The following is a 26,374-nucleotide window of genomic DNA, read 5'->3' on the forward strand; positions in this document are numbered from 1 at the left end:
GGTCATTCTCCTTGCGCCGCGGGCGCGGCGGCGCTCACTTCCAGCATGACGCCATGGCGCGCGGTCACCCGCACGTTCTGGCCCGCTTGCAGTGGCGTTGCACACTGCGCCTGCCATTGCTCGCCCTGGGCCAGCACAAAGCCACAGAACGGGTTGCCCGCCATCACTTGGGTGACGGTGACCAGGCTGCCGACCAGGCCGGCGTCACCGCTGACCAGCGCCCGTCGGCGGGCCTTGAGCGCCATGCCCAGCACACCGCCGATCAGCAGCGCCGAGAGCACCGCCAGGGTGCCGATCAGGGCCAGCGGGATACCGAAACCAGGGGCATCGGTGTCGATCAGGATCAGCGCGCCGACCACGAAGGCGACGATGCCGCCAAAGCCGACCACGCCGAAACTGGGCAGGAAGGCTTCGGCGATCATGAAGGCGATGCCGAGCAATATCAGCGCCACCCCGGCGAAGCTCACGGGCAACAGCTGCAGGGCATACAGCGCCAGCAGCAGGCAGATGCCGCCGACCACGCCGCCTACCGTCGAGCCGGGGTTCATGAACTCGAACAACAGGCCGTACACACCGATCATGATCAGAATCAGCGCCACGCTGGGGTTGGTGATAACCGCCAGTACCTGAGTGCGCCAGTCCGGCAGGTGCTCGACCAGGCTGGCGCCGGCAGTCTGCAGTTGCTGGGGCTGGCCAGCGACACTGAGCGTTTTGCCATCGAGCTTGCGCAGCAGGTCGGGCAGGTCATCGGCCACCAGGTCGATCACGTCGAGCCGCAAGGCCTCGCTGGCGGACAGGCTGACCGCCTCGCGCACAGCCTTCTCCGCCCAGTCGGCATTGCGCCCGCGCAGCTGCGCCAGGCCACGGATGTAGGCCGCCGCATCGTTGACCTGCTTGCGCGCGAGGGTTTCGTCATCGCTGCCTTTGGCCTTGTCGTCCTTGGGCGTGCCTGGCGGGGCGCCTATCTGCACGGGCGTTGCGGCACCTAGGTTGGTACCGGGCGCCATGGCTGCGACATGGCTGGCATAGAGGATATAAGTGCCGGCGCTGGCGGCGCGGGCACCACTGGGGGCGACGAAGGTTGCGACCGGCACGGGGCTGGCGAGAATCGCCTTGATCATCTGGCGCATGGCGCTGTCCAGCCCGCCCGGGGTGTCCATGCGGATAACCACCAGTTGCGCACCCTGCGCCTTGGCCTGGTCGAGGCTGCGCATCAGGTAGTCGGCGCTGGCCGGGCCGATGGCGTCATCGATGCCCAGCACCCATACTGCACCGGGCGCTGCCCAGCCGCCTGGCGTGATACCAAGCAGCAACAGCAGCAACAGCCAGCGCCAGCAGCGGGTGATCACCTGTCGTCACCTCGTTTGCCTCTATTGCACAAGTTTAGCCCTGCCTGCTGGTACCCGGCCTAAAATTGGAAATTGGGGGGCGAAACCGGAGGTGCATCATGCGTATGGCAAAGACCCTGCAGGATCGCCTGGACAAGGCCAACTGCGATTACGACATCATTCCCCATCCACATTCGGCCACCAGCCTGGAGTCGGCCCGTACGGCCGGCGTGCCCGCCGAGCGGGTCGCCAAGTCGGTGATGCTCGATGACCGTCATGGCAACTACATCATGGCCGTGCTACCGGCCAACCGGCATCTGGACATGACCAAGGTGCGCATGTCCGGGGCCTGGCAACTGACCCGGGAAAGCGGCCTGCCGAGCCTGTTCGGCGACTGCGAGCGCGGTGCCGTACCGGCGCTGGGCGATGCCTACCAGATAAAGATGCTGCTTGATTCGAGTCTTACCCGCCAAGGCGATGTCTATCTGGAGGCGGGTGATCACGATCACCTGATCCACATGAGCATGGAGCAATATCTGAAGCTGGTGCCGCGCGCCGAAGTGCGTGAGCTCAGCTGATGCTCTCAACCCATGCCGGGCCGGCATCGTCGACGACCGGTCTGGCGACGAGGAGGAACCATGGATAAGCCGATTCATCCTTTGTCCGAGATTTTCAAACAGCTGGGGCTGTCTGACGATCCGGTCGATATCGACCGTTTCATCACCACCCATTCGCCGCTCGACGACGATATAAAGCTGGTTGACGCGCCTTTCTGGAACGATTCACAGCGCGCTTTTCTGAAAGAGAAGTACATCGCTGATGACGACTGGATTCCGATGATCGACCAACTGAACGAGGCTCTGCACCTGCGCAAAAAATAAAGCGCCGAGTGGTGCCTGACGAGTGATTGGCCGTTGCTATGCTCAGGAAAACAACAAGGGGATAGCGCGATGAAAGATCCCTACGCACCAGGCTTCTGGTGCTCCGTGACGATCCTGGGCACGTTGACGGCCAGTTATTTCTACGGCATACGGCAAACGCAACAGATGAACCAGGCGGTGCATTTCCTGTATGCCGCTGCCGCTGTCACTGTGGCGGTTGCACTGGTGGCGCTGGCCTGGATCGCCTGGCAGCAACTGCACCTGAACAAGCGTGAGGTGGCGCAGGGGCGAACGTTGCTGACCATCTGGAACACCAAGGTCGCGCTACGCCGCGTCGAGACGGTGTTCGACCGTTACTTCTGGGGCAGCTACTGGCATTCGGGGCGCACCTTCGAAGAGGTCATGGGCGAGCTCAAGGGCACGCCGCTGGAGCAGAGCCTGGATGCCCTGAAACGCCAGTGCCGCTTGCTCGATCGCGAAATTCATGACCACCATCACCACTGGCTGGCCAATGCCCGCGACCTGTCCAGCGTGGCCCAGGCCATGGCCCGTGAACGCTACCAGCTGGATGTGGGAGAGCCGACCCGCAGCGGCCATGGCAACACCGCCGTGCTCAACCGGGACCTGGAAGTGCTGGTGTACACCTGGTCGGCGCGCCTGCGCAGTTTCGACCATCAGCTGGACGAGCTGGAGCGCGCCTACCACTGAGGTGCTTCATTCGCCGCGGATGTATTGCTCCAGTTTGAGGATCAGGTTTGCCTGTTCGGCGATGGTTTCCTTGACTAGGTCACCGATCGACAGCAGGCCGAGCAGCTCGCCATTGCTGACCACCGGCAGGTGGCGCAGGTGGCGGTTGGTCATCAGGTTCATGCAGTACTCGAGGTTCTGCTTCGGTTCCACGGTGACCACCGGCGCACTCATGATCTCGCGCACGGGGGTAGCGGCGGACGAGCGGCCCTTTAGCACCAGTTTGCGCGCATAGTCCCGTTCACTGACGATACCCACTACCTGGTTGGCCTCGACCACCGGTAGCGCACCGACGTTTTTCTCCGCCAGCAGCTTCAGGGCGTCGAGTACCGAGTCATCCGGGCCGATGGTGTACACGGTCTGGTGCTGGGACTTGGTCTTGAGGATTTGTTCGACGGTCTTCATACGGGCCTCTGCGGGTGAAAAAAGCGATGTCTCGGAGTAAATAAAGCATCCGGTACGGCGCTCTGCACGGCAATGCAGGAAACGGCATCGAGTCGATTGAAAAACGTCATGAGCGGTCGCCTGTGCCGGCCTCTTCGCGGCTAAAGCCGCTCCCACAGGGTGGGAGCAACTGTCTTGTGTTGCCTGTACTGGCCTCATCGCCGGCAAGCCAGCTCCCACAGGGATAGCGCCTGGCTCGAGGCCGATGCGGTCGAGGTGGGAGCAACTGTCTTGCTCAATTTCAAAAAGCTGGCGCGATCCCTGTGGGAGCGGGCTTGCCCGCGAACACGGGCGAAGCCCGTGCCATCCACCACGGTGTTGGCTTCGCGGGCAAGCCCGCTTCCAGGCGGCTCACGCTGCGTTCTGGATTTACGTTGTACCTTCAGGCTGCGGTAGCACTAGATCGAGCCATGATGTACCCGTTCTGAGCATGGCATTTAACCGCACGATGAACGTTCTCATGCAGGCCACGATAGCGACTTTGGGAAGTTTTCCGCGCTCCCGCAGTGACTGATAACGAGCCTTGAGTGCTGGGTTGTATTTCATCGCCACAAGGCATGCCATGTACAGCGATCGCCTGACCGCAAATCGCCCGCCAGAGATAGAGCGCTTGCCCATGAATTTCCCGCTGTCGTGGTTGAAGGGCGCCACCCCAACCAGGGAGGCAATTTCTCTGGACTCAACCCGACCTAGCTCCGGCAGCAGCGCTATTAGTTTGCCCGCTGTCACCATCCCAATGCCTTTCACTTTGATCAGCTGGGCAACCCGTTCGTCGTTCAGCATCGCGATTTGCTGTTCGATCTCACACTCAACCCGTTTGATCTGCGCCTTGAAGTGTTTCAGGTTGGCATTCAGGTAGTTAGCAACTGCAGTCGATTGCACCTGCTTCAGGCGCCGCAGGTCGTCATCTCGCTGTTGAACCATCCGATCACGTTGCTGAAGCAACTCTCGCAGAAGCGCTCGTTCGGGGCTGACTCGCAGAGAGGGTTGATCTGGAATGACTTCGGCATAGTGCGCCAGAACCTCGGCGTCGATGGCGTCAGTCTTGGCCTTGATGCCTAAAGAGTCAGCGAATGACCTGGCTCGCCTGGGATTGACGCGTATGACCTTGTAGCCAGCGTCCTGTAGAAAACACATGACATCTCGCTCGTAGCCACCCGTCGCCTCTAACAGGACGCGCTTGATACTGAGCTTGCGAAGGCTCTCCAGTAGCGCCTCAAACCCTGTTGGATCATTGCTTAAATGCATTTTGATGCCCTGTGGCCGCACCGCAGCATCAAGGGAGAGACTGGAAACATCGATACCCAAGAAGGAAGCCATCACCAAAACCTCCTAAACTCAACACAGTGAGAGGACTTTGGCTTGGCCCACGCTTGTGATTCGAGATCAGAGCCGCATCCAACTGTTCGGGCTCTCGCCAAAGTGGAACGGTGAATGGCAGCTTTTGCTCCCACACGTGCTCAAGGCACCTACGGCATTCAGCTTGCCATTCACCGCTCTCACTCCAAATTCTAATCCCCCATCAAGACACAAGCGGCTTTAGCCGCGAAGAGGCCGGTAAAGTTGGCTCAGAGCTTCGGCATCTGCCCGATCCGCGCCACCATCTCGCTCACCACCTGCAAGTCCAGCATGAACTGCTCAACGGTCTTGAACTCGTTGTCGTTGTGCCCGGTGTATTTCACATCCGGCATGGCCAGGCCGAACTGCACGCCGTTAGGCAAGTCGTGTACCGAGGTGGCGCCCGCCGAGGTACCGAACTCGTGCTTCATGCCCAGGTTCTCGGTGGCCACATCAAGCAAGGCTTTGACCCATTCGCCCTCGGGGTTGCGGTACATCGGCTCGTCCAGGCTGTAGTCGAAGGCCACCGAGGTATGGCTCTGCCGGGTCCATTTGCCCAGCTTGTCAGCCAGTTCGTCCTTGATCGTGGCAATTGGCTTGCCTTTCGGAATGCGCAGGTTCACCGCCAGTTTCAGGCCTTTTTCATCCACCCCGACAAAGGTCAGCGAGGCGGTCAGCGGGCCCATGAACGAATCCTTGAAGGCCACGCCGAGCTTGTTGCCCAGGTAGTCCAGGCCCCAGTTGTCGGCAGCATAGCGGGCGGCATCGGTGAAGTGGTTGTGCTTGAGCGGCACATCCTTGCCCAGGCCGTTGATGAAACCAAGCATGCGCGCCACCGGGTTGACCCCGGACTCCGGCTCCGAAGAGTGAGCGGACACGCCGGTCACCGTGAGCAACACCTGCTTGCCATCGGCCTTGGCAGCGATGCTGAAGTCGCCGCCATTGCGCTTCACGTAATCGGCGCCGGCTTTTTCCAGCTGGCTGGCCAGCTTCGCCGGGTTGTCGGTGACCAGGGTCGCGACCGAGGTTGTCGGGATCTGGTTGGTGGCCAGGCCGCCGGTCAGGTTGACGATCTCGGCACCCTTGCCACTGGCCTGGCGCTTGCTGAAGCTGGCCATGATCGTGCCGTAGCCTTTCTCGGCGATGACCACAGGGTAGCCGCCATCGAGTGCCAGGTTGTAGTCGGGCGTGGGGTTGCGCTCGAAGTAGTAGGGGATGGCATCACCGCTGGTTTCTTCAGTGGTGTCGATCAGCAGCTTGAACTGGCGAGCCAGCGGCAGGTTCTCGTCCTTGGCCACTTTCAGCGCGTACATCGCCACGACAATGCCGTTCTTGTCGTCTTCGGTGCCGCGGCCGTACATGCGGTCACCGACCAGGGTGACCTTGAACGGGTCCAGGCGCGTGCCATCGGCCAGCTTCCAGTTGTCCGGGTTGACCGGCACCACGTCGGCGTGGGCATGGATGCCGACCACTTCCTTGCCGCTGCCCAGCGAAATCTCGTACACCCGGTTGTCGATATTGCGGAAAGCCAGGCCGAAGCTGTCGGCCAGGGCCTTGATCTTGTCGGCGATCCTGAGGAACTCGGGGTTCTCGTGCTGCGGCGTGCCTTCGACGTTGAAGGTGGGGATAGCCACCAGTTCACGCAGGGTTTCGCTGGCAGCCTTGCCGTACTTGATGCGGGTATACAGGCCGAGCAGGCGGTTGATCTCGTTCTGCTGCTCGACAGCCAATGGCTTGCCGGCCAGGTAGGCATCCAGGGTTGCCGCGAGGTTGTCGGCCTTGGCCAGGTCGCTGCCTTTGAGCTTGCCGAGGAACTGCTTGAAGTCGCTTGGGTCGCTGCCGTCGAAGGCTTTGACGATGGCCGCGGACTGCTGCTGGGTAAGGTTGGCCTGTGCCGGTTGGGTGAACAGGCCGATGCTGGCCAGCAGCAGGGTGGTGGCGGTAAGTTTTTTCAGGTGCATGGTTGTGCGCATTCCTTCGCCAATCATTGTTGTGGGTTACCCGTCGGGAAACGGGAAGACGCCCACGCTAACACCAATGACCCGTGGCACGGGAGTGCCAGAAACGCGACATGTCGCACAAACGAAAAAGCCCCGGGCACAGGCCCAGGGCTTTTTGATATGGCGCACTCGGCGGGATTCGAACCCACGACCCCTGCCTTCGGAGGGCAGTACTCTATCCAGCTGAGCTACGAGTGCAACGCGCACGCATGATACCCATCTGATCCGATGGCGTCCATCGCCTTGATCTGTAGCCGTTTTTACCTTTCGCCGAGAGCTGCCGACAGCAGCAATCACAAACGCATCTATCCATATGCGATATCGATATTTCCACAGCAGTTATTATGCCCTCTATTCTCTGGTCACAACTTGTTATAACAAGTATTCGATCAGCGAAGAGACCCCATGGCCGAACTGCTCCCCCTGTCCCCGGTACCGCTTTACACCCAGCTCAAGGAATTGCTGCGCGAGCGCATCCTCGACGGCACTTATCCATCGCATAGCCGCATGCCCTCGGAAAGCGAACTGGGCAAGGCTTTCGACGTCAGCCGCATCACCGTGCGCCAGGCGCTGGGCGACCTGCAGAAGGAAGGGCTGATTTTCAAGATCCACGGCAAGGGTACCTTCGTAGCCAAGCCCAAGGCTTTCCAGAACGTCAGTACCCTGCAGGGGTTGGGCGAGTCGATGACGCAAATGGGTTACGAGGTGATCAACCGCCTGCGCAGTTTCCGCCATGTGCCAGCCAATGCATTGGTGGCCGCGCGGCTGCAGGTCGAGGAGGGCAGCCTGGTCACCGAGATCCGCCGAGTACGGCTGATCAACCGCGAGCCGGTGTCGCTGGAGCTGACCTGGTTGCCCAAGGCCGTCGGCGAAAAGCTGGAAAAGGCCGACCTCGTCACCCGCGACATTTTCCTGCTCCTGGAAAACGACTGCGGCATTGCCCTTGGCCACGCCGACCTGGCCATCGATGCCGTGCTGGCCGACAGCGACCTGACCCAGGCCCTGGATGTTGAAGAAGGCTCGCCGATCATGCGCATCGAGCGCCTGACCCATGCCGCCGACGGTACGCCACTGGACTTCGAACACCTTTACTACCGCGGCGATGCTTTCCAGTACCGCCTGCGCATCGACCGCCAGAAGGGGAGCAAGGCATGAGCATCCAGACCCAGGACTACGACATCATCGTCATCGGTGGCGGTACCGCCGGGCCGATGGCGGCGATCAAGGCCAAGGAGCAGGACAAAAGCCTGCGCGTGCTGCTGCTGGACAAGGCCAACGTCAAGCGCAGCGGTGCCATCAGCATGGGCATGGATGGCCTGAACAACGCGATCATCCCAGGCCATGCCACCCCCGAGCAGTACACCAAGGAAATCACCGTGGCCAATGACGGTATCGTCAACCAGACCACGGTGCATGCCTACGCTACCCACAGCTTCGAAACCATCGAGCAACTCGACCGCTGGGGGGTGAAGTTCGAGAAGGACGAGACCGGCGACTACGCGGTGAAAAAGGTTCACCACATGGGCGCCTACGTGCTGCCCATGCCCGAAGGCCACGACATCAAGAAGGTGCTGTACCGTCAGCTCAAGCGTGCCCGGGTCGAAATCAGCAACCGTATGGTCTGCACCCGTGTGCTGCTCGATGGTGAAGGCGCGGCCGCTGGCGTGCTGGGTTTCGATTGCCGTAGCGGAGAGTTTCGCGTGGTGCGGGCCAAGGCGGTGATCCTTGCCTGCGGCGCGGCCGGGCGCCTGGGCCTGCCGTCGTCGGGCTATCTGATGGGCACCTACGAGAACCCGACCAACGCCGGTGATGGCTACGCCATGGCCTACCATGCAGGTGCCGAACTGGCCAACCTCGAGTGCTTCCAGATCAACCCGCTGATCAAGGACTACAACGGCCCGGCCTGTGCCTACGTCACCGGCCCACTGGGTGGATATACCGCCAACAGCAAGGGTGAGCGCTTTATCGAGTGCGACTACTGGAGCGGCCAGATGATGTGGGAGTTCCATCAGGAACTCGAGGGCGGCAATGGCCCGGTGTTCCTCAAGCTCGATCATTTGGCCGAGGAAACCATCCAGAACATCGAAGAGATCTTGCACAGCAACGAGCGCCCCAGTCGTGGCCAGTTCCACGCCGGGCGTGGCACCGATTATCGCCAGCACATGGTCGAGATGCATATCTCGGAGATCGGTTTCTGCTCGGGGCATTCGGCGTCGGGGGTGTGGGTCAATGAAAAGGCCGAGACCAGCGTCAAAGGGCTGTATGCCGCGGGCGATATGGCAGCGGTGCCGCACAACTACATGCTCGGGGCCTTCACCTATGGCTGGTTTGCCGGTGTGAACGCTGCGCATTACGTGACCGGGCGCGAATTCGCCGAGGTCGATGCCGAACAGGTCGAGCGCGAGCGCGCGCGGGTGTTTGCCCCGCTGCAGCGTCAGCATGGCCTGCCGCCAGCGCAGGTCGAGTACAAGCTCAGACGCATGGTCAACGATTACCTGCAACCGCCGAAGGTGACCAAAAAGATGGAAATCGGCCTGGCGCGCTTTGCCGAGATCGAACGTGACCTGGACCAGATGAAGGCCAGCAACCCTCATGAACTGATGCGTGCGATGGAAGTTTCGGTGATTCGCGATTGCGCCGAGATGGCGGCGCGGGCCTCGCTGTTCCGCGAGGAAAGCCGCTGGGGGCTGTACCACCACCGGGTGGACTTCCCTGAGCGCAACGATGGCGAGTGGTTCTGCCATTGCCATCTGAAAAAGGGCGAGAACGGTGAAATGACCAGCTTCAGGAAAGCGGTCGAGCCTTACCTGATTGCGTTGGACGCACAAGAGCAGACCGCCTACGACCAGCTGCGGGTAAAGGCCGATGCAGCCTAGGCGACGCTGTGTCCTGTGAACACTTCGAAGAACGAGGGCCGCAGGCCCCGAGGACTCCGTGAAATGGCCTACCAGCCGCAAGAAATCTTCTTCCGCAGCAGCGCCCCCGTCACCATCGACGAAGACAAGTGCATCGCCGAAAAAGGCTGCACCGTCTGCGTGGAGGTTTGCCCCATGGACCTGCTGGCGATCAACCCGGCCACGCAGAAGGCCTACATGGCCTTCGACGAATGCTGGTACTGCATGCCCTGCGAAAAGGACTGCCCCACGGGTGCGGTGAAGGTCGACATCCCGTACCTGCTGCGCTGATTCATCCCGCCATCCGGCGCACCACCGGACGCCCTCCTGCTGTGCCCCTCGTTTCCCACCACCCAAGCCGGGCGGCGGAGACGACCCAACTCTTATAACGACTCGAGGGGAAACACCCATGCGCCTTGTTGCAACCGTGGCCGGCCTCGCGCTGGCGCTCACTGGCCTGAATGCCAGCGCCGAAACCATCCGCATCGCCATTGGCACCCAGGACACCACCATCAACTGCGCCACTGGTGGCCTGCTGATACGCGAGCTTGGCCTGCTGGACAAGTACCTGCCGCATGACGGCAAATACAGAGATGCCAAGTATCAGGTGGAGTGGAAGAACTTCACCAGCGGCGCGCCACTGACCAATGAAATGGTCGCTGGCAAACTCGACTTCGGTGCAATGGCCGACTTCCCCGGGTCGTTCAACGGTGTTGCCCACCTGGATGCCGGCAAGCGCAGCCTGTTCATAAGCGTGCTGTCGGGCAGCGTGCACGGTAGCGGCAATGGCATCGTCGTACCGGCGGCGTCCAGCGTGCAGTCGCTGGCTGAACTCAAGGGCAGGACCATTTCCGTGCCGTTCGCCTCCACCGCCCACGGCATGCTGCTGCGTGCCGTAGCAGCCCAGGGCTGGGACCCGCAGAAGGATGTGCGAATCATCGCCCAGGCGCCGGAAATCGCCGGTTCCGCCCTGCGTAGCAACCGCATCGAGGCCCATGCCGACTTCGTGCCGTTCGCCGAACTGTTCCCCAACCGCGGCTTCGCCCGCAAGATCTATGACGGCGCCCAGGCCAACGCACCGACCTTCCATGGCGCTTTGGTCGATGCCGATTATGCGAAGAAATACCCCGAAGTGGTCACCGCCTACCTGCGCGCCAGCCTCGAAGCCGATCGGCTGATCGCTGCGGAACCTGAGAAGTACAGCGAGTTGATCGAGAAAGTCACCGGCATCGAGGCCGAGGTCAATTATCTGTTCCACGGCCCGCTCGGCCTGCAGACTCGCGACCTGACATGGAAGCCTGAATACCGTCAGGCTGTCGCAACCTCCATCGATACGCTCAAGCTGCTTAAAAAGACCGACCGCGGCCTCGACACCGACAAGTTCATCGACGACCAATACATCCGTGCGGCCTTCAAGGAGGCTGGCCTGGACTACGACAAGGCGCTGAAAGACTACGATCCGCAGCCACTCAAGGCCAATGACGCGCTGACAGGCAAACCGATTACCGACTTCAGCCGCCTGGCACAGATCTGGGTGCGCGGTGAAGGCAAGGTCCGCCACTACGCTTCGCCGGAGGCCGCGCTTGGCGCCTTGGCCCAGCTGGAGCAGGAGGGCAAGGACATCCGCGCCATCTACGCCCAGGCCGCCGACAGCGGAATCAAGTTGCTGGCGAACCAGGCCTGGTTCGTGCGTAACGCCAAGGGTGAACTGGCAGCGTTCCTGCTCAAGGACCAGGCCGAGCAGTATGCCAAGGCCCATGGCGGTGAAGCGCTGGACTTCGTCAGCGCCAACCAGAAGCTGGTCGCCCAGCGCTGACCGGGAGGCACCGACATGACCTGCAACCTCAAGCGCTGGCCGGTGCGCCTGGCTTCGCTGCTGGCCTGCCTGCTGTTCTGGCAGGTCGCGGCGAGCGTGAAGCTGGACCTCGGGCTGCTGACGTTCACCTATGTCCCCACACCGAGGGCGGTGCTGGAAGCTGCCTGGCAGTTGCTGACCTCCAGCACCCTGCTGGCGCACCTGGGCAGCAGCCTGTCACGGGTGTTTGCCGGTTATGGCGCCGCGGCGCTGATTGGCGTGGCCCTGGGGTTGTTGATCGGCCGCTCGAAATGGGCCGAGGACACCCTGCTGCCGCCACTCGAAGTGCTGCGGCCGATTCCGGCGGTGGCGTGGATCCCGCTGGCGATCCTGATGTTCCCATCGTCGGAACTGTCGATGGTGTTCATAACTTTCACTGGCGCGCTGTTCCCGATCCTGCTGAACACCGTGCACGGCGTCGAGGCCATCGACCCGCGCCTGGTGGCGTCGGCGCGCAGCCTCGGTGCAGAACGTTGGTCGATCCTGCGCGAAGTGGTGTTGCCTGGAGCGCTGCCAAGCATCGTCACTGGCCTGGCCATCGGCATGGGGACTTCATGGTTCTGCCTGGTCACCGCCGAGATGATTTCCGGACAGTTCGGTATCGGCTACTACACCTGGGAGTCGTACACCTTGCAAAACTACCCGGACATCATCGTCGGCATGCTGCTGATCGGCGTGCTGGGCATGGGCAGCAGTGCCCTGGTCAAGCGACTTGGGGAATTGGCCACGCCTTGGTACCGCACGCGGAGGGCCAGCTGATGAACAGTTATCAACCAGCGCCAGGGCGTATCGACGGGCGTGGCCTGTCGATACGACTGGGGCATGGCAGCGAAGCATTCGAGGCGGTTCAGCGTCTGGACTTTGTCGTAGAGCCTGGCGAGTTCGTCTGCATCCTTGGCCCCTCCGGATGTGGCAAGTCGACGTTGCTTGGCGCCCTGGCCGGGCACCTGGTGCCCAGCAGCGGCCAGTTGAGCGTGGATGGCCAGACCGTTGCCGGGCCGTCACCGCAGCGTGGCATGGTGTTTCAGCACCACACCTTGCTGCCTTGGCGTAGCGTGCTCGACAACGTGGCCTTCGGCCTGAAGATGCAGGGCCAGAGCCGCGCCGAACGTCGCCGGCAGGCTCGTGAAATGCTGCAACTGGTGGGGCTGGCCGACTTTGCCGGGCGCTGGCCCAGTCAGTTGTCCGGCGGTATGCAGCAACGGGCCGAGATTGCCCGGGTGCTGATCAACCGCCCGCGCCTTTTGCTGATGGACGAACCCTTCGGTGCCCTGGATGCGCAAACCCGTGCACGCATGCAAGAGCTGTTGCTGGATATCTGGGCAAGCATCCGCACCACCGTGGTGTTCGTCACCCACGATATCGACGAGGCGCTGTTCCTGGCCGACCGTATCCTGGTGATGAGCCCGCGACCTGGCCGCTTTATCGAAGACCTGCACCTGGAGTTTCCGCGCCCACGCCGCGCCAGCCTGCTGACCAGCCCTGAATTCACTCACCTCAAGCGTCACTGTCTGGCCTTGCTCCGTCACGAGGAAGGCCGCGAACTCCCGCGCCTGACCCCGCTGGGCCTGCCGGACACTGAGCACCCACCGCTACGGATCGCGCTATGACTGAACGAACGACTGACAACCCCGACATCCTTGCTCTTCTGCCTCGTCTTGGTGCCGCTGATGCAGGCGTGCGCCGCATCGCCCTGATCGAACTGGCCGACCTGGAAGACCCGGATGGCTTGCCATGGCTCACCGATGCACTGCTGGTGGATGCCGCCGACGAGGTGCGTGCCGAGGCCGCGCGCCTGCTCGAGGCCTGGGAAGAACCCGAAGTTGTGCAGGCCCTGTGCGCTGCGCTGGCCGATGCTGCCGAGCCGGTACGGCTGGCTGCCGCCCAGAGCCTCAGCGAACTCAAGAGCCTTGAAACTGGTCAGCTGATCCTGCCATGGGTCAAGCATGCCGATGCCTTCGTCCGTGCCAGCGCCCTGCGTGCCTTGCGCGAGCTGCGCCTGGATGATGCTGCAGAGCCTGCACTGCTGGCCCTGGCCGATGGCGACGCCGCGGTCCGGCGTGAGGCAGTGGGTATTCTTGGCTGGCTCAAGCACCAGCCGGCATTGCCAGCATTGGCAAAGCTTGCCGCAGACGAGCCGGACACCGAGGTGCGCCGCGCGGCCATTGGTGCGCTGGGCCTCGCCCGCGACAGCGCGGTGGTGCCAGCATTGGTGGCTGCATTGGCTGACAAGGCCTGGCAAGTGCGCGAAGAAGCCGCCACCACGCTAGGCAAGGTGGGCCTGGCCCCAGCAGGCCCGGCACTGGTAAATGCCCTTGCCGATGACTTCTGGCAAGTACGTCTGCGTGCGGCACGGTCCCTGGGGCGGCTGCGTCATGTTGCGGCCCTGGACGCGCTTGGCGAGTTGCTTGGCCACGGCATTGCCAACCTGCGCAAGGAGGCGGCTCTGGCCCTGGGTGAGCTGGGCCAGGCGCGTGCCTTGCCGGTGCTGCAGGCCGCCGAGGCCGATAGCGACCCCGAGGTGCGCAAGGCTGTGCGGATCGCCATGGCGCAACTGCGCGGGGCCTCCTGATGAACGCCCCGCAAGCTATTCGCAACATGCGCGGGCCCGGGCAACTGGTGCTGCAATGGCAAGACGGCGAACACAGCCTCAGCCATGCCCGCCTGCGCGGTGCTTGCCCCTGTTCACAATGCCGAGCGGCACGGCTGCAGGGGAGCATCAGCCTGGTTCGCGATGATGTGCGCGTGGTGCAAATCGAGCCGCAAGGATATGGCGTGCAGCTGGTGTTCAGCGATGGGCATGAGCGGGGTATCTACCCTTGGGCTTACCTGCGTGACCTCAGTGCCCGGTAAGACCTGAATTCGCAAGCGGTCCGCGCACCCTGTGGGAGCGGCTTTAGCCGCGAAGAATCCAACTCGGTGCATGGCACCGGCTGCGCCGGTGTTCGCGGCTAAAGCCGCTCCCACAGAGGCCCTGCTAATTCAGTGAGTCATGGGCAGTTCTATGAGTACGGGCCCGTGCCCACAGGCTCAGAGCGCAATCAGCTCCGGCCTCAGCCCTTCGACCCGGCGCACCGGCGGCGTCAGGTAGCCGCCATCCCCGGTGATCTGGTGCAGCACCTTCTCCCGCAGCTCGTGAAGTGCCACGCCCGTACGCAACCGTGGGTGTGGCAGGTCGATCTCCACCACCGACTTGATCCGCCCCGGGCGCGGCTCCAGAACCACCACCCGGTCGGCCAGGTAGGTGGCCTCCTCGGCGTCATGGGTGACCAGCAGCGTGGTGATGCCGGCTCGTTCGCGAATGGCCAGCAGCTCGTCCTGCAGTTGCTGGCGGGTCAGCGCATCCAGCGCGCCGAACGGTTCGTCGAGCAGCAGGATACGCGGGCTGGCTACCAGGCCTCGGGCGATCGCCACGCGCTGGGCCATGCCGCCGGACAGCTGGTGTGGGTAGGCCGACTCGAAGCCGACCAGCCCCACCAGTTGCACGAATTCGTGTACCCGCCGCGCGCGCTCACCCTGGGTGAGTGGTTCGTTGACCAGGCCCAGGGCAATGTTCTGTTCCACGCTCAGCCAGGGGAACAGCCGGTGTTCCTGAAACACGATGCCGCGTTCGCTACCAATGCCGCTGACAGTGTGGCCGTCCACACGGATGTTGCCGCTGTAGTCGGTATCCAGCCCTACCAGCAGGCGCAGCAGGGTGGATTTGCCACAGCCGGAAGCACCAACGATGGCGATGAACTCACCCTGGTTGATCGACAGGTTGAAGTTGCGGATGGCTTCCAGCGGCTGGCCATCGACGCTGAACACTTTGCCGACCCCCTCGAAGCTGACCAGGGGCGGGGTGACGTCGGGCTGGTTGGCCGCGTGCAGGTGCGAGGTATTGAAGGCGTTCATGCGGTTCTCCAGCGCGTGGCGCGCGATTCGAGGCGTTGTCCAAGGGTGCCGAGCAGGGCGCCGACCAGGCCGATCAGCAGCATGGCGGCCATTACCTGGTCCATGCGGAACAGTTGCTGGGCGCCGATCATCAGGCTGGCGATGCCACCGTCCGAGGGCATGAAGTATTCGGCACCGATGGTGCCCAGCCAGGCGTAGATCAGCGACAGGCGCAGGCCGGCAAAAATGGCCGGGGCTGCGCCGGGCAGCACCAGCAGGCGCAGGCGTTGCCACAGGTTCAGGCGCAGGGTGCACGCGGCTTCACCCAGCTGCGGCGAGAGGCTGGCGATACCGCGCTGGGTGGCGATCAGCAACGGGAAGAACGCAGCCATGCCGACGAATACCTGCTTGGCCCCTTCACCCAGGCCGAACCAGGCTGTGAGCAGCGGCACCCAGGCAAACAGCGCCACCTGACGCAAGGCCGACAGGCTGGGCCCGAAGATACGTTCGGCATTGGCCGAAAGCCCCAACAGCAAACCGACCAGCAGGCCAGCGCCACCGCCCAGCAGCAAGCCGGCCAGGGCGCGCTGCAGGCTCAGCAGCAAGGCCTGCGGCAGCGAACCATCGGCCAGGCCGGTCAGCAGGGTGCGCAACACTTCAAGTGGCGAGGTCAGGATGTTGCTGTCGACCCAGCCAAAGCTGCTGCTGGCCTGCCACAGGGCCAACAGTGCCAGTGGCAGCAGCAGGCTTTGCCAACCCCGCGGCACGGGGCCACGGTGCTGCTCCCCTGTGGCCGCTTGCGGCCAGTACAGCAGGCGCTTTTCCAGGGCCGAGAAGCCGCGCTCCAGCAGTGCGCCGACCAGGCCGATCACCAGGATGCACAGCAGCACCAGGTCGAGCATGAACAGCTGCCGTCCCCACACCATCAGGTAGCCAATCCCTTCGCTGGAGGCCAGCAGTTCGACCGCCAGCAGCGAGGTCCAGCCGGTGGCCAGGGCCAGGCGTACGCCGGTGAGGAAGGCGGGCAGGGCAGCCGGTAGCAGCAGGCGCAGGAACAGTAGATGGCGAGGCAGGCGCAGCACCGCAGCGGCCTCTCGCAGCTTGGGCTGGGCATCGCGTACACCGACCAGCGTGTGCAAGGTAACGGGGACCACCACGGCTTTCACCAGCACCACCAGCTTGAGCAGCTCACCGATCCCGAAGAACAGCATGAACAACGGGATCCAGGCCAGGGTAGGTATCTGTGCCAGCGCCACGAAGGTTGGCAGCACCAGCGTCTGCGCCCGCCGCGAAGCACCCAGCCAGACCCCCAGCAGCAACCCGCTGCCGATGCCGACCGCCAGCCCCCAGAACAACCGCTGCAAGCTTATCCACAGGTGCCCCCACAGCTCGCCGGAGCCAAACTCCACCGCGCTCTGCCACACCAATGCTGGTGCCGGCAGAATCTGCTCGCTCATCCAGTGCTCCCGGCTGGCCACTACCCACAGCACGGCAATTGCTGCAGGCACCAGGTATGCGAGGCCTTTGTAGGAGCGGCCTTGTGTCGCGATAGGGCCGCGCAGCGGCCCCCGGAGCCACCTCCGATTCCTGCTCAGAACTCCATTCATCGGCCATCTCTCGAAGCGTTGTTAGATTATTCATTTATGGAATTAAAAATTCTAAAAAATGATTTTCAAGAGATAAGAGCATGCGCTTCATGCATACGGAAGCCCCTCGTCGTTGCGTTTTCCTCATATTTTCCATGCGTTTTCCGCAAGCCTGCCGCAGGCCCGCATGCCGCCTGATTTATGCCTTCCAGTTACTGAAGAATGAAGTTTTGATCTTTGTAGGTTCTAACCAGACCTGCCTAGCTTCTGGCCAAAGCGCCGGCCATCGCCGGTGGCAGCCTGCCAAGGAGCCTTGCCATGAAAACCCCGCTGCGCCACCTGATCACCGCCCTTGGGCTGGCCTTCACCCTCAGCGCCCACGCAGCTGAACCGGCCAAGCCAGCAAGCATCCGCATCGCCGTGCCCGACCTCAGCGCGGGCAGCAAGCCCAGCGCCGGTGGCGTGGTCGACGTGCTGCGTGACCAGCAACTGCTGGAGAAGGAATTCGCCAAGGACAACATTCGCATCGACTGGCACTTCTTCAAGGGCGCCGGGCCGGTGGTGAACGAAGCGTTGGCCAACGGCCAGGCCGATTTCGCCTACCTCGGCGACCTGGCCGCCATCGTCGGCAAGGCCAATGGCCTGGACACCCGCGTGCTGTCGGCGGGGGTACGTGGGGTGAAGAGCTACCTGGGCGTGGTGCCCGGTTCCGGCATCAAGACCCTGCACGACCTCAAAGGCAAGCGCGTGGCGGTGTTCCGTGGCACCGCCAACCAGCTGTCGTTCGCCAGCGCCCTGGCCAGCCAGGGGCTTAGCGAGCGCGACCTGAAGGTGATCAACCTGGACTTCAACGCCGCCAATGCCGCACTGGCCGCCAAGCAGATCGACGCCACCTGGGGCCTGTCCAACCTGCTGTCGCTGCGCGAGCGCGGGCTGGTAGAGCTACCGGTCAACTCGCATGACCTGGAAGGTGCCGGCAGTACCCAGGCGGTACTGCTGGGCACTGGCGATTTCATCCGCAAATACCCCGAGCTGGTGCAGCGCCTGGTCAATGCCCAGCAACAGGCCAGCGCCTGGCTGCGCGACGAACACAACCGCGAGGCCTATGTCGAGCTGGTGGCCAGCAATGCCAACTGGCCGCGCAGCATCCTCAACGATGACCTGGCCAAGGAAGACCTGGCCCATTACTTCGATCCACGGCTGGACGCCGAATTCGTCGGCCAGCTGCAACAGGGCGTGGACCTGGCCGCCAAGGAGCGCCTGATCCGTCGTGGCTTCCAGGTGGCCGACTGGATCGAACCACGTTTCCTCGATGCCGCCCTGCAACAGAAACAGGCCGTGCAGGCCGCCCGCTGAACCCCGATAACCCGACAATGACCGCAAGGACACGACCATGAGCAACGCCGCCCTGGCCACCGCGCCACAAACCCTCGAACTCGACATCCACCCGGTTGCCGGCCGCATTGGTGCCGAAATTCGCGGGGTGCAATTGTCCGCCGACCTTGATGCCGCCACCCTCGACGCCATCCAGGCCGCGCTGGTGAAGCACAAGGTGATCTTCTTCCGTGGCCAGACCCACCTGGATGACCAAAGCCAGGAAGCCTTCGCCAAGTTGCTCGGTGAGCCGGTCGCCCACCCCACCGTGCCGGTGGTGGATGGCACCAGCTACCTGTTGCAGCTCGATGGTGCCGAAGGCCAGCGGGCCAACTCCTGGCACACCGACGTGACCTTCGTCGACGCCTACCCCAAAGCCTCGATCCTGCGCAGCGTGGTGGCACCGGCATCCGGTGGCGACACCGTGTGGGCCAACACCGCCACGGCCTACCAGGAGCTGCCCGAGCCGCTGCGCGAGCTGGCCGACAAACTGTGGGCGGTGCACAGCAACGAATACGACTACGCCAGCGTGAAGCCCGATGTGGACCCCGCCAAGCTGGAGCGCTATCGCAAAGTGTTCACCTCGACGGTGTACGAGACCGAGCACCCGGTGGTGCGCGTGCATCCGATCAGTGGCGAGCGGGTGCTGCAGCTGGGGCACTTCGTGAAGCGCATCAAAGGTTATTCGCTGGCGGATTCGCAGCACCTGTTCGCGGTGCTGCAAGGGCATGTGACGCGCCTGGAGAACACTGTTCGCTGGCGCTGGCAGGCGGGGGACGTGGCCATCTGGGATAACCGCGCGACGCAGCATTATGCGGTGGATGATTACGGGACCCAGCCGCGGGTGGTGCGGCGGGTGACCCTGGCGGGTGAGGTGCCGGTCGGGGTGGATGGGCAACTCAGCCGCACTACGCGTAAAGGCTGATATCGCCGGGGCCGCTTTGCGGCCCTTTCGCGACACAAGGCCGCTCCTACAGGCGATCGCATACCCTTGTAGGAGCGGCCTTGTGTCGCGAAACGGGGGCAAAGCCCCCGCCAGCTACAACTCGGTATCACAGGCAATCAATTGTCTGACCAGCCCCTGAGCCAACGGCGATAGCCCATACCCCACCCGGCTCACCACCCCATAACGGGTATAGAACGCTTCTTCCTGCTCCACCGTCAGGTCGGCCAGCTGCAATGCCACCAATCCCCCGTCACGCTGATACGGCCGCAAGTTGGCATTGCAGGCAATGCCGATGGTGTCCGAATGCATCACCACATTCAGCAGTGCATAGCCATGCTCGCACTCCACCGTCGGCAGAAAATCCTGTCGCCCGCTGAGGTCGCTGAGGATCTTGCGGATGTTCGGCGGGCGGAAGGTGGTGGCCAGGGGGTAGTCGAACAGGTCGCGCGCCCGCACGCTCTCGCGCTCGGTCAACGGGTGCCCGACGCGGCAGCAGAAATGCCAGCGCTGCGGCGTCAGCTTGTGCACCTGGTAGTCCGGGTCGGACTCGAACTGGCGGGTGTCAGCGACGAAGAACTCGATCTCCTCGGCAACCATCTTGCGGTTCAGCGCCTGCCAGTTATCCACCTGGAAGCAGGTACGCGCCGCGGGGTATTCGGCGACGAAGCGTGCCACCGCCCGCGGTACCAACCCCCCTGCTGGCGCTGGGCCGGAGCCGAAGCGCACCACGCCGGTAGTGGCACCGTTGAACTGGTGGATCTCGTTGACCAGGTTGTGCGCCCCATGCACCAGCCGCCGCGAATGCTCCAGCACCAGCAGGCCCTGGCGAGTCGGCGCCAGCTCCTTGCTGGCGCGGTCCACCAGGCGGCAGCCGATGTTGTGCTCGAGGGTCTGGATGCTGCGGCTGAACGCTGATTGCGACAGGTTCACCGCAGCCGCCGCAGCAACGAAGCTGCGGTGCTCGACAAGGGCAATGTAGTGGCGCAGCTGACGGAGATCGATATGCATTTTTTACATTGAAACTTTCGGTCGAATGCAATTGCTGACAAGGGTTAGCCCCCTTATAAAGGGAGTCACTTATTCCACAAAATATGATTTACAAATATTTATATCACCTAAAAGAATATAAGCCCGACTGACCGCGATTCGGTTCCGCCAACGGAAATGCTCGCCAGGGCCCATGCCTCAAGGAGCATTTGCATGTCCGGAGTTTCCCGTTGGCCTGCGCGCGCGTCGCGTTTCACCTTGCAACCCTTGGCTGCCGGCGTGCTGCTGGCGGCGTCCTCTGCCAGCTTCGCCGAAGAGCCGGTCACTGCCACCCCGGCGGTGGAGCAGGAAGCCAAGCTCGGCACTGTCACGGTCAATGCCCGCCGCCGCGAAGAAACCGCGCAAAGCGTGCCCACGCCGATCAGCGTGCTCGACAGCGAAACCCTGGAAAGCCAACGCATCTACCGCGTGCAGGACCTGCAGCAACTGGTACCCAGCACCAACGTCGCCTACGTTCATGCCCGCCAGTCGAGCATTTCGATCCGTGGCCTGGGCAACAACCCCGCCAGCGATGGCCTGGAAGGCAGCGTCGGCATCTACCTGGACAACGTCTACCTCGGCCGCCCCGGCATGGCGGTGTTCGACCTGCTGGACGTGGAGCAACTGGAGGTGCTGCGCGGCCCGCAAGGTACGCTGTTCGGCAAGAACACCACCGCCGGCGTGCTCAACATCACCACGCGCAAGCCCACCTTCCACCGCGAGGGCAGCATCCAGCAGTCGATTGGTGAAGACGGCTACCTGCAAACCCAAGGCAGCTTCTCGGGGCCGATCAGCGACACTCTGGCCGGGCGCATCAGCGCCTATCGCACCGAAGACGACGGCTATGTGAAGAACATCCACAACGGCGACGACCTCAACGGCGGCAAGCGCCAAGGTTTTCGTACCCAGCTGCTGTTCAAACCGAGCGAAACCTTCAACCTGCGCTGGATCGGCGAATACAACGAAGAAGACTCCGACAACGGCATCCTCAGCCTGTACAGCACCGGCCCTACCATCAATGGCGTCAACCGCTACGAAAGCCTGGCCGCCCAGGCCGGCGCGACGTTGGTGTCGGGCAAGCACCGCAAGGTCAACTTCGACGCCGACCAGCAGGTGACGGTGTTCCAGGGCGGTACCTCGGTGGAGGCCAACTGGACCCTGCCCAACGACTTCACCCTGACCTCGATCACCGCCTACCGCTGGTGGGACTTCACCCCGCGCAACGACGACGGCCTCAACGTGCCGGTGTTCTACAGCGCCGGGGTGTCGGTGCGCGACAAGCAGTACTCGCAGGAAATCCGCCTGGCTTCGCCCACCGGTGGTGCCTTCGACTACGTGCTGGGTGCGTACTACTTCAAGCAGGACCTGGACAACAAATCCTTCACTTTCTACGGGCCGCAGGCGGACATCTGGAACCTCACCCCGGCCGGCGCCCTGGCCAACGTCGACACCATTGGCAACGGGCACATCGACACGGACAGCTACGCGCTGTTCGCCCAAGGCACCTGGCACATCACCGACCGCCTGGACTTCACCGCCGGCGTTCGCGGCACCTATGAAGAAAAGAGCGCCTGGGTGACCCGCGATGCACCAACCGGCGGTGCGGCAGTAACCGGGGCCGCCGCAGCAGCACGCCAGGGCCGGGTAGGCGCCTACGATTCAGGCGACCTCAACCAGTACAGCTTCAGCCCCTCTGGCCTGCTGGGCCTGAGCTACCGCTTCAACGAGCAATTGCTGGGCTACGCCACCCTGACCCACGGCGAGAAGTCTGGCGGCATCAACCTTACCGTTGGCGCTGCGCCACGGCTGGGCACCGACTCGCTGCTGGTCGGCACCGAGCGGGTTAACAACGCCGAACTCGGCTTGAAAAGCTCGCTGTTCGACGACCGCCTGCAGCTCAATACCAACCTGTTCTGGGCCGAAGTGCATGGCTACCAGGCCAACGTCTACGACCAGATCAACCGCGTGCAGTACCTGGCCAACGCCGGCCGCGTGCGCTCGCGTGGCCTGGAGTTCGAAGCCACGGCGCTGCCGCTGCGCGGCCTCACGGTCAACTTCAACGGCTCGTGGAACGACGTGCGCTACACCGAGTACAAGGACGCCCCATGCCCGCCGGAAGTGAGCCTGGCCAATGCCACTGCCACCTGCGATTTGTCCGGCCACCAGGTGGTCGGCGCCTCCAAGTACATCGCCAACCTCAACACCCAGTACAAGTGGCAGGCCAGCGAGCACATCGAACCCTACGTCACCGCCAGCTACGCCTTCCGCTCCAAGGCGGTGGGCACCATCGACGATTCCGATTTCGGCCAGATCCCCAGCTACGCGCTGGTCAACCTTTCCGCCGGTGTGCGCCTGGACCAGGGCGACGGCGTGGTCGACCTGTCGTTGTGGGTGAAGAACGCCGGTGACAAGACCTACTTCACCAGCCTGTGGAACTCCGCCAACGGTGGCTATGCCGGCGTGCTCGGCACCCCGCGCACTTTCGGCGCCACCGCCCGTTACGACTTCTGAGCACAAGGAGCTATGCCATGAATGCCAAGACCGAAACCCCTGCATTGCCTGAAGGCGCCTGCCTGACCGCCAAGGTTCCCGAACGTGACGAGGCGCTGCTCGGCGACGTGGTGGTCAACCCGTATCGCCTGGCGCCGCTGACCGCGATCATTCGCGACGGTGGGCGCAGCCTGAGTGCCGCGCACGTGCGCGTGCTGGGGCGGGGCGAGCGCGGTGTGGACATCGCCTACGAGGTGTCCGACCGTTCGTTGTGGACCTATGGCGGCATCCCGGTATTCGGCCTGTACCCGGATCACGTCAACCAAGTGGAAGTGACCTACAAGCTCGACGGCGAGCGCATCCGCGAGCAGTACCAGATCTACGCCCCGGCCGTGCGTCTGCCGGTGGTGGCCAGGCAGACCGCCGCCTTGCCTGAAGTGCAGCCAGTCAAGGTAGCGCCAGGTTTTGAACAGCGCCTGTACCTGTTCAACCACCTGCAGGGGGACATCCCGGGCGGGCGCGCCTTCAAGTGGAATGCCCTCGGCGGTGCGGCGGAATGGGACCAGGTGGGCAACAACTGGATCGCCGACAGCAATGGCGATGTGCGCTGGTACCTGGACATCGAGCAGATCCACGACTCCAACCGCCGCGATGGCCTGGGCGGCACCATGGGCTTCCAGCAGACCCGCGACGGCAAGCTGATCTGGGGGCAGGGCCAGACCTACTCCAAGTACGACCTGCTGGGCCGGCGCATCTGGCAGCGCAGCCTGCCCGACAAGTTCGCCGACTTCTCCCATGAAATCCGCGAGACCGCCAATGGCACCTACCTGCTGCGGGTGGGCACCAGCGACTATCGCCGGCCCGACGGCAAGCGCGTGCGCTCGATCCGCGACCACATCATCGAGGTCGACGAGGCCGGTGACGTGCTGGACTTCTGGGACCTCAACCAGATCCTCGACCCGTACCGTGGCGACCTGCTGGAAACCCTGGGCAAGGCAGCCATCCAGTTGCCGGCCGGGGTGCAGAAACAGGACGAGCGGCTGGCCAATGAACTGGCCGAGGGTGACCTGCCCTTTGGTGACACCCCGGGGGTGGGCACCGGGCGTAACTGGGCGCACGTCAATGCCATCGACTACGACGCCGATGACGACAGCATCATCGTTTCAGCACGGCACCAGGGCGTGGTGAAGATCGGCCGCGACAAGCAGGTGAAGTGGATTCTCGCCTCGCCCCAAGGCTGGCCTGAGCGTCTGCGCGAGAAAGTGCTGAAGCCGGTGGCGAGCGAAGGCTTCGACTGGTCGTGGACCCAGCACACCGCCTGGCTGACCGGCAAAGGCACGCTGACCGTGTTCGACAACGGCTGGGGCCGCGACTTTGCGCCGACCAGGCTGACCGGCAACTACAGCCGGGCGGTGGAGTACCGCATCGACGAGGCCAAGGGCACGGTCGAACAGGTGTGGGAATATGGCAAGGAGCGCGGTGACGAGTGGTACAGCCCGGTGACCTCGGTGGTGGCCTACCGGCCGGAGACCGACACCCAGTTCATCTACTCGGCCTCGGTGAACTTCCTGACCCCGGAGAAACTGACCACCACCGTGCTCAACGAGGTGCGGCGCGGGACCCAGGAGGTGCTGGTAGAGCTGAAGGTGCACAGCCGGCAGCCGGGCAGCGTGGGTTACCGAGCCCTGGTGATCGACCTGGCCAAGGCCTTCTGACCCATCCCTTCCGGGAGGGCCGTCGGTCCTCCCATCACATTTCCTTCAGCTCGTTCGTCTAACCTGTACTGGCCTCTTCGCGGGCACGCCCGCTCCCACAGGTACTGCACCGAGATCGAAACCGGTGAGGTACCTGTGGGAGCGGGCGTGCCCGCGAAGAGGCCCATTGCCATTATGCAAATGATGAAATTTCCGCCAGGGTGTTCAACCATTCGTTCTTTTTTTCGAACAGCCTATTGTCCAACACCCCAGCAGCCGCTTAGCATTCGTTTGAGATTTCAAACGCTCGATGCCCTGCCTTGGGCGCTTTTCAACAATCAACAATTCGGGAAGCCGACATGCAGCTCAAAGACGCTCAGTTGTTCCGCCAGCAAGCCTACATCAATGGTGAGTGGCTGGATGCGGACAACGGCCAGACCATCAAGGTCACCAACCCGGCCACTGGTGAAGTCATCGGTACCGTGCCGAAGATGGGCACCGCGGAAACCCGCCGCGCCATCGAAGCCGCCGACAAGGCTCTGCCGGCCTGGCGTGCCCTGACCGCCAAGGAGCGTTCGGCCAAGCTGCGTCGCTGGTTCGAACTGATGATCGAGAACCAGGACGACCTGGCTCGCCTGATGACCACCGAACAAGGCAAGCCGCTGGCCGAAGCCAAGGGCGAAATCGCCTACGCTGCCTCGTTCATCGAGTGGTTCGCCGAAGAAGCCAAGCGCGTCTACGGTGACACCATCCCGGGCCACCAGCCAGACAAGCGCCTGATCGTCATCAAGCAGCCAATCGGCGTTACCGCGGCCATCACCCCGTGGAACTTCCCGGCCGCCATGATCACCCGCAAAGCCGGCCCGGCCCTGGCCGCTGGCTGCACCATGGTGCTCAAGCCTGCCTCGCAGACCCCGTACTCCGCCCTGGCCCTGGTCGAGCTGGCCCACCGTGCCGGCATCCCGGCTGGCGTGCTGAGCGTGGTTACCGGCAGCGCTGGCGAAGTTGGCGGTGAACTGACCGGCAACTCCCTGGTCCGCAAGCTGTCCTTCACCGGCTCGACCGAAATCGGTCGCCAGCTGATGGAAGAATGCGCCAAGGACATCAAGAAGGTTTCCCTGGAGCTGGGTGGCAACGCCCCGTTCATCGTGTTCGACGACGCCGACCTGGACAAGGCGGTCGAGGGCGCGATCATCTCCAAGTACCGCAACAACGGCCAGACCTGCGTCTGCGCCAACCGTATCTACGTGCAGGACGGCGTCTACGACGCGTTCGCCCAGAAGCTGGCCGCCGCTGTTGCCAAGCTGAAGATCGGTAACGGCCTGGAAGAAGGCACCACCACTGGCCCGCTGATCGACGGCAAGGCTGTCGCCAAGGTCCAGGAACACATCGAAGACGCCGTTGGCAAAGGCGCCAAGGTACTGTCCGGTGGCAAGATCATCGAAGGCAACTTCTTCGAGCCGACCATTCTGGTCGACGTACCGAAGACCGCTGCCGTCGCCAAGGAAGAGACCTTCGGCCCGCTGGCGCCGCTGTTCCGCTTCAAGGACGAGGCCGAAGTCATCGCCATGTCCAACGACACCGAGTTCGGCCTGGCCTCGTACTTCTACGCCCGCGACATGAGCCGTGTGTTCCGTGTTGCCGAAGCCCTGGAATACGGCATGGTAGGTATCAACACCGGCCTGATCTCCAACGAAGTGGCACCGTTCGGTGGCATCAAGGCTTCGGGCCTGGGCCGCGAAGGTTCCAAGTACGGTATCGAGGACTACCTCGAAATCAAATACCTGTGCATCAGCGTCTGATAGCACGGTAACGGCTTTACCTCTGCCAGCGGGGCGCGAGAGCGACGTCTCGCTGGCCTTTTTTACATCGCAGTACCTGGTGGCCAGGGCGTTCAC

Annotated in this window: 23 protein-coding genes and 1 tRNA gene; 16 read left to right on the forward strand and 8 right to left on the reverse strand. The window is 63.2% G+C overall.

Going from position 1 to position 26,374, the window contains the following annotated elements; genetic code table 11:
• Nucleotides 1-2 precede the first annotated feature (2 nt).
• Nucleotides 3-1,349, reverse strand: coding sequence for a nodulation protein NfeD (locus tag C163_RS00855; protein WP_025337288.1), 1,347 nt, complete (start codon nt 1,347-1,349; stop codon nt 3-5).
• A gap of 98 nt (nt 1,350-1,447) precedes the next feature.
• On the opposite strand from C163_RS00855, the gene C163_RS00860 reads away from it, so the two are divergent.
• The 3 genes from C163_RS00860 to C163_RS00870 all read left to right on the forward strand — a co-directional run bounded on the left by C163_RS00860 (nt 1,448) and on the right by C163_RS00870 (nt 2,917).
• Nucleotides 1,448-1,906, forward strand: coding sequence for an aminoacyl-tRNA deacylase (locus tag C163_RS00860; RefSeq protein WP_003260230.1), 459 nt, complete (start codon nt 1,448-1,450; stop codon nt 1,904-1,906).
• Nucleotides 1,907-1,966: 60 nt separating this feature from the next.
• Nucleotides 1,967-2,209 (forward strand): DUF2789 domain-containing protein, encoded by a 243-nt coding sequence (locus tag C163_RS00865; RefSeq protein WP_025337289.1) that lies wholly within the window; start codon nt 1,967-1,969, stop codon nt 2,207-2,209.
• Nucleotides 2,210-2,278: 69 nt separating this feature from the next.
• On the forward strand, nt 2,279-2,917 hold the full coding sequence (locus C163_RS00870; RefSeq protein ID WP_025337290.1) for a hypothetical protein: 639 nt from the start codon (nt 2,279-2,281) through the stop codon (nt 2,915-2,917).
• Nucleotides 2,918-2,923: 6 nt separating this feature from the next.
• Here C163_RS00870 and C163_RS00875 read toward each other — a convergent pair whose 3' ends face one another.
• From C163_RS00875 to C163_RS00890, 4 genes are all read right to left on the reverse strand, one after another.
• Nucleotides 2,924-3,361, reverse strand: coding sequence for a CBS domain-containing protein (locus C163_RS00875; protein WP_025337291.1), 438 nt, complete (start codon nt 3,359-3,361; stop codon nt 2,924-2,926).
• 408 nt (nt 3,362-3,769) lie between these two features.
• Complete coding sequence (locus tag C163_RS00880) at nt 3,770-4,720, reverse strand: IS110 family transposase (RefSeq protein ID WP_025337292.1); 951 nt, start codon at nt 4,718-4,720, stop codon at nt 3,770-3,772.
• A 248-nt stretch (nt 4,721-4,968) separates the two neighbouring features.
• Entirely contained in the window at nt 4,969-6,699 is a 1,731-nt protein-coding gene (locus tag C163_RS00885) for a dipeptidase (protein ID WP_025337293.1), read from the reverse strand.
• 160 nt (nt 6,700-6,859) lie between these two features.
• Nucleotides 6,860-6,936: transfer RNA gene (locus tag C163_RS00890), tRNA-Arg, on the reverse strand.
• A 207-nt stretch (nt 6,937-7,143) separates the two neighbouring features.
• Here C163_RS00890 and C163_RS00895 point away from each other — a divergent pair.
• The 8 genes from C163_RS00895 to C163_RS00930 all read left to right on the forward strand — a co-directional run bounded on the left by C163_RS00895 (nt 7,144) and on the right by C163_RS00930 (nt 14,340).
• Nucleotides 7,144-7,893: a GntR family transcriptional regulator gene (locus C163_RS00895; RefSeq protein WP_015268562.1), complete on the forward strand. Its 750-nt coding sequence runs from the start codon at nt 7,144-7,146 to the stop codon at nt 7,891-7,893.
• The gene (locus C163_RS00900; RefSeq protein WP_025337294.1) at nt 7,890-9,614 is read left to right on the forward strand and encodes a fumarate reductase/succinate dehydrogenase flavoprotein subunit; all 1,725 of its coding nucleotides are present in this window, start codon (nt 7,890-7,892) and stop codon (nt 9,612-9,614) included. Before C163_RS00895 ends, C163_RS00900 begins: the two co-directional genes overlap by 4 nt.
• Nucleotides 9,615-9,677: 63 nt before the next feature.
• Entirely contained in the window at nt 9,678-9,923 is a 246-nt protein-coding gene (locus tag C163_RS00905; protein ID WP_008096634.1) for a ferredoxin family protein, read from the forward strand.
• A 118-nt stretch (nt 9,924-10,041) separates the two neighbouring features.
• Entirely contained in the window at nt 10,042-11,448 is a 1,407-nt protein-coding gene (locus C163_RS00910) for an ABC transporter substrate-binding protein (protein ID WP_025337295.1), read from the forward strand.
• A gap of 15 nt (nt 11,449-11,463) precedes the next feature.
• Nucleotides 11,464-12,246, forward strand: coding sequence for an ABC transporter permease (locus tag C163_RS00915; protein WP_025337296.1), 783 nt, complete (start codon nt 11,464-11,466; stop codon nt 12,244-12,246).
• Nucleotides 12,246-13,097: an ABC transporter ATP-binding protein gene (locus tag C163_RS00920; protein WP_025337297.1), complete on the forward strand. Its 852-nt coding sequence runs from the start codon at nt 12,246-12,248 to the stop codon at nt 13,095-13,097. Before C163_RS00915 ends, C163_RS00920 begins: the two co-directional genes overlap by 1 nt.
• Complete coding sequence (locus C163_RS00925; protein WP_025337298.1) at nt 13,094-14,059, forward strand: HEAT repeat domain-containing protein; 966 nt, start codon at nt 13,094-13,096, stop codon at nt 14,057-14,059. The genes C163_RS00920 and C163_RS00925 overlap by 4 nt, the downstream gene beginning before the upstream one ends.
• Complete coding sequence (locus C163_RS00930; protein ID WP_025337299.1) at nt 14,059-14,340, forward strand: gamma-butyrobetaine hydroxylase-like domain-containing protein; 282 nt, start codon at nt 14,059-14,061, stop codon at nt 14,338-14,340. The genes C163_RS00925 and C163_RS00930 overlap by 1 nt, the downstream gene beginning before the upstream one ends.
• 177 nt (nt 14,341-14,517) lie before the next feature.
• Here the strand turns inward: C163_RS00930 and C163_RS00935 are convergent, their stop codons facing one another.
• Nucleotides 14,518-15,381, reverse strand: a complete 864-nt coding sequence (locus C163_RS00935) for an ABC transporter ATP-binding protein (RefSeq protein ID WP_025337300.1) — start codon at nt 15,379-15,381, stop codon at nt 14,518-14,520.
• A complete protein-coding gene (locus C163_RS00940) occupies nt 15,378-16,967 on the reverse strand; it encodes an ABC transporter permease (protein ID WP_025337301.1) in 1,590 nt (529 codons plus the stop codon). The genes C163_RS00935 and C163_RS00940 overlap by 4 nt, the downstream gene beginning before the upstream one ends.
• A gap of 297 nt (nt 16,968-17,264) precedes the next feature.
• Between C163_RS00940 and C163_RS00945 the strand changes: the two genes are divergently transcribed.
• Nucleotides 17,265-18,302: an ABC transporter substrate-binding protein gene (locus C163_RS00945; protein ID WP_025337302.1), complete on the forward strand. Its 1,038-nt coding sequence runs from the start codon at nt 17,265-17,267 to the stop codon at nt 18,300-18,302.
• 37 nt (nt 18,303-18,339) lie between these two features.
• Nucleotides 18,340-19,245, forward strand: coding sequence for a TauD/TfdA family dioxygenase (locus C163_RS00950; RefSeq protein ID WP_025337303.1), 906 nt, complete (start codon nt 18,340-18,342; stop codon nt 19,243-19,245).
• 114 nt (nt 19,246-19,359) lie between these two features.
• Here C163_RS00950 and C163_RS00955 read toward each other — a convergent pair whose 3' ends face one another.
• Nucleotides 19,360-20,274, reverse strand: coding sequence for a LysR family transcriptional regulator (locus C163_RS00955; protein WP_025337304.1), 915 nt, complete (start codon nt 20,272-20,274; stop codon nt 19,360-19,362).
• A 156-nt stretch (nt 20,275-20,430) separates the two neighbouring features.
• Here C163_RS00955 and C163_RS00960 point away from each other — a divergent pair, with 156 nt between their 5' ends.
• The 3 genes from C163_RS00960 to gabD all read left to right on the forward strand — a co-directional run bounded on the left by C163_RS00960 (nt 20,431) and on the right by gabD (nt 26,278).
• Nucleotides 20,431-22,803, forward strand: a complete 2,373-nt coding sequence (locus C163_RS00960; protein ID WP_371257954.1) for a TonB-dependent receptor — start codon at nt 20,431-20,433, stop codon at nt 22,801-22,803.
• A gap of 17 nt (nt 22,804-22,820) precedes the next feature.
• Nucleotides 22,821-24,497 (forward strand): aryl-sulfate sulfotransferase, encoded by a 1,677-nt coding sequence (locus C163_RS00965; protein ID WP_025337306.1) that lies wholly within the window; start codon nt 22,821-22,823, stop codon nt 24,495-24,497.
• A gap of 338 nt (nt 24,498-24,835) precedes the next feature.
• Nucleotides 24,836-26,278 (forward strand): NADP-dependent succinate-semialdehyde dehydrogenase, encoded by a 1,443-nt coding sequence (gene gabD / locus C163_RS00970; RefSeq protein WP_015268576.1) that lies wholly within the window; start codon nt 24,836-24,838, stop codon nt 26,276-26,278.
• The last annotated feature ends 96 nt before the right edge of the window (nt 26,279-26,374 follow it).

Origin of the sequence: Pseudomonas sp. FGI182 (assembly GCF_000511325.1) — a bacterium.
GTDB lineage: Bacteria > Pseudomonadota > Gammaproteobacteria > Pseudomonadales > Pseudomonadaceae > Aquipseudomonas > Aquipseudomonas putida_Z.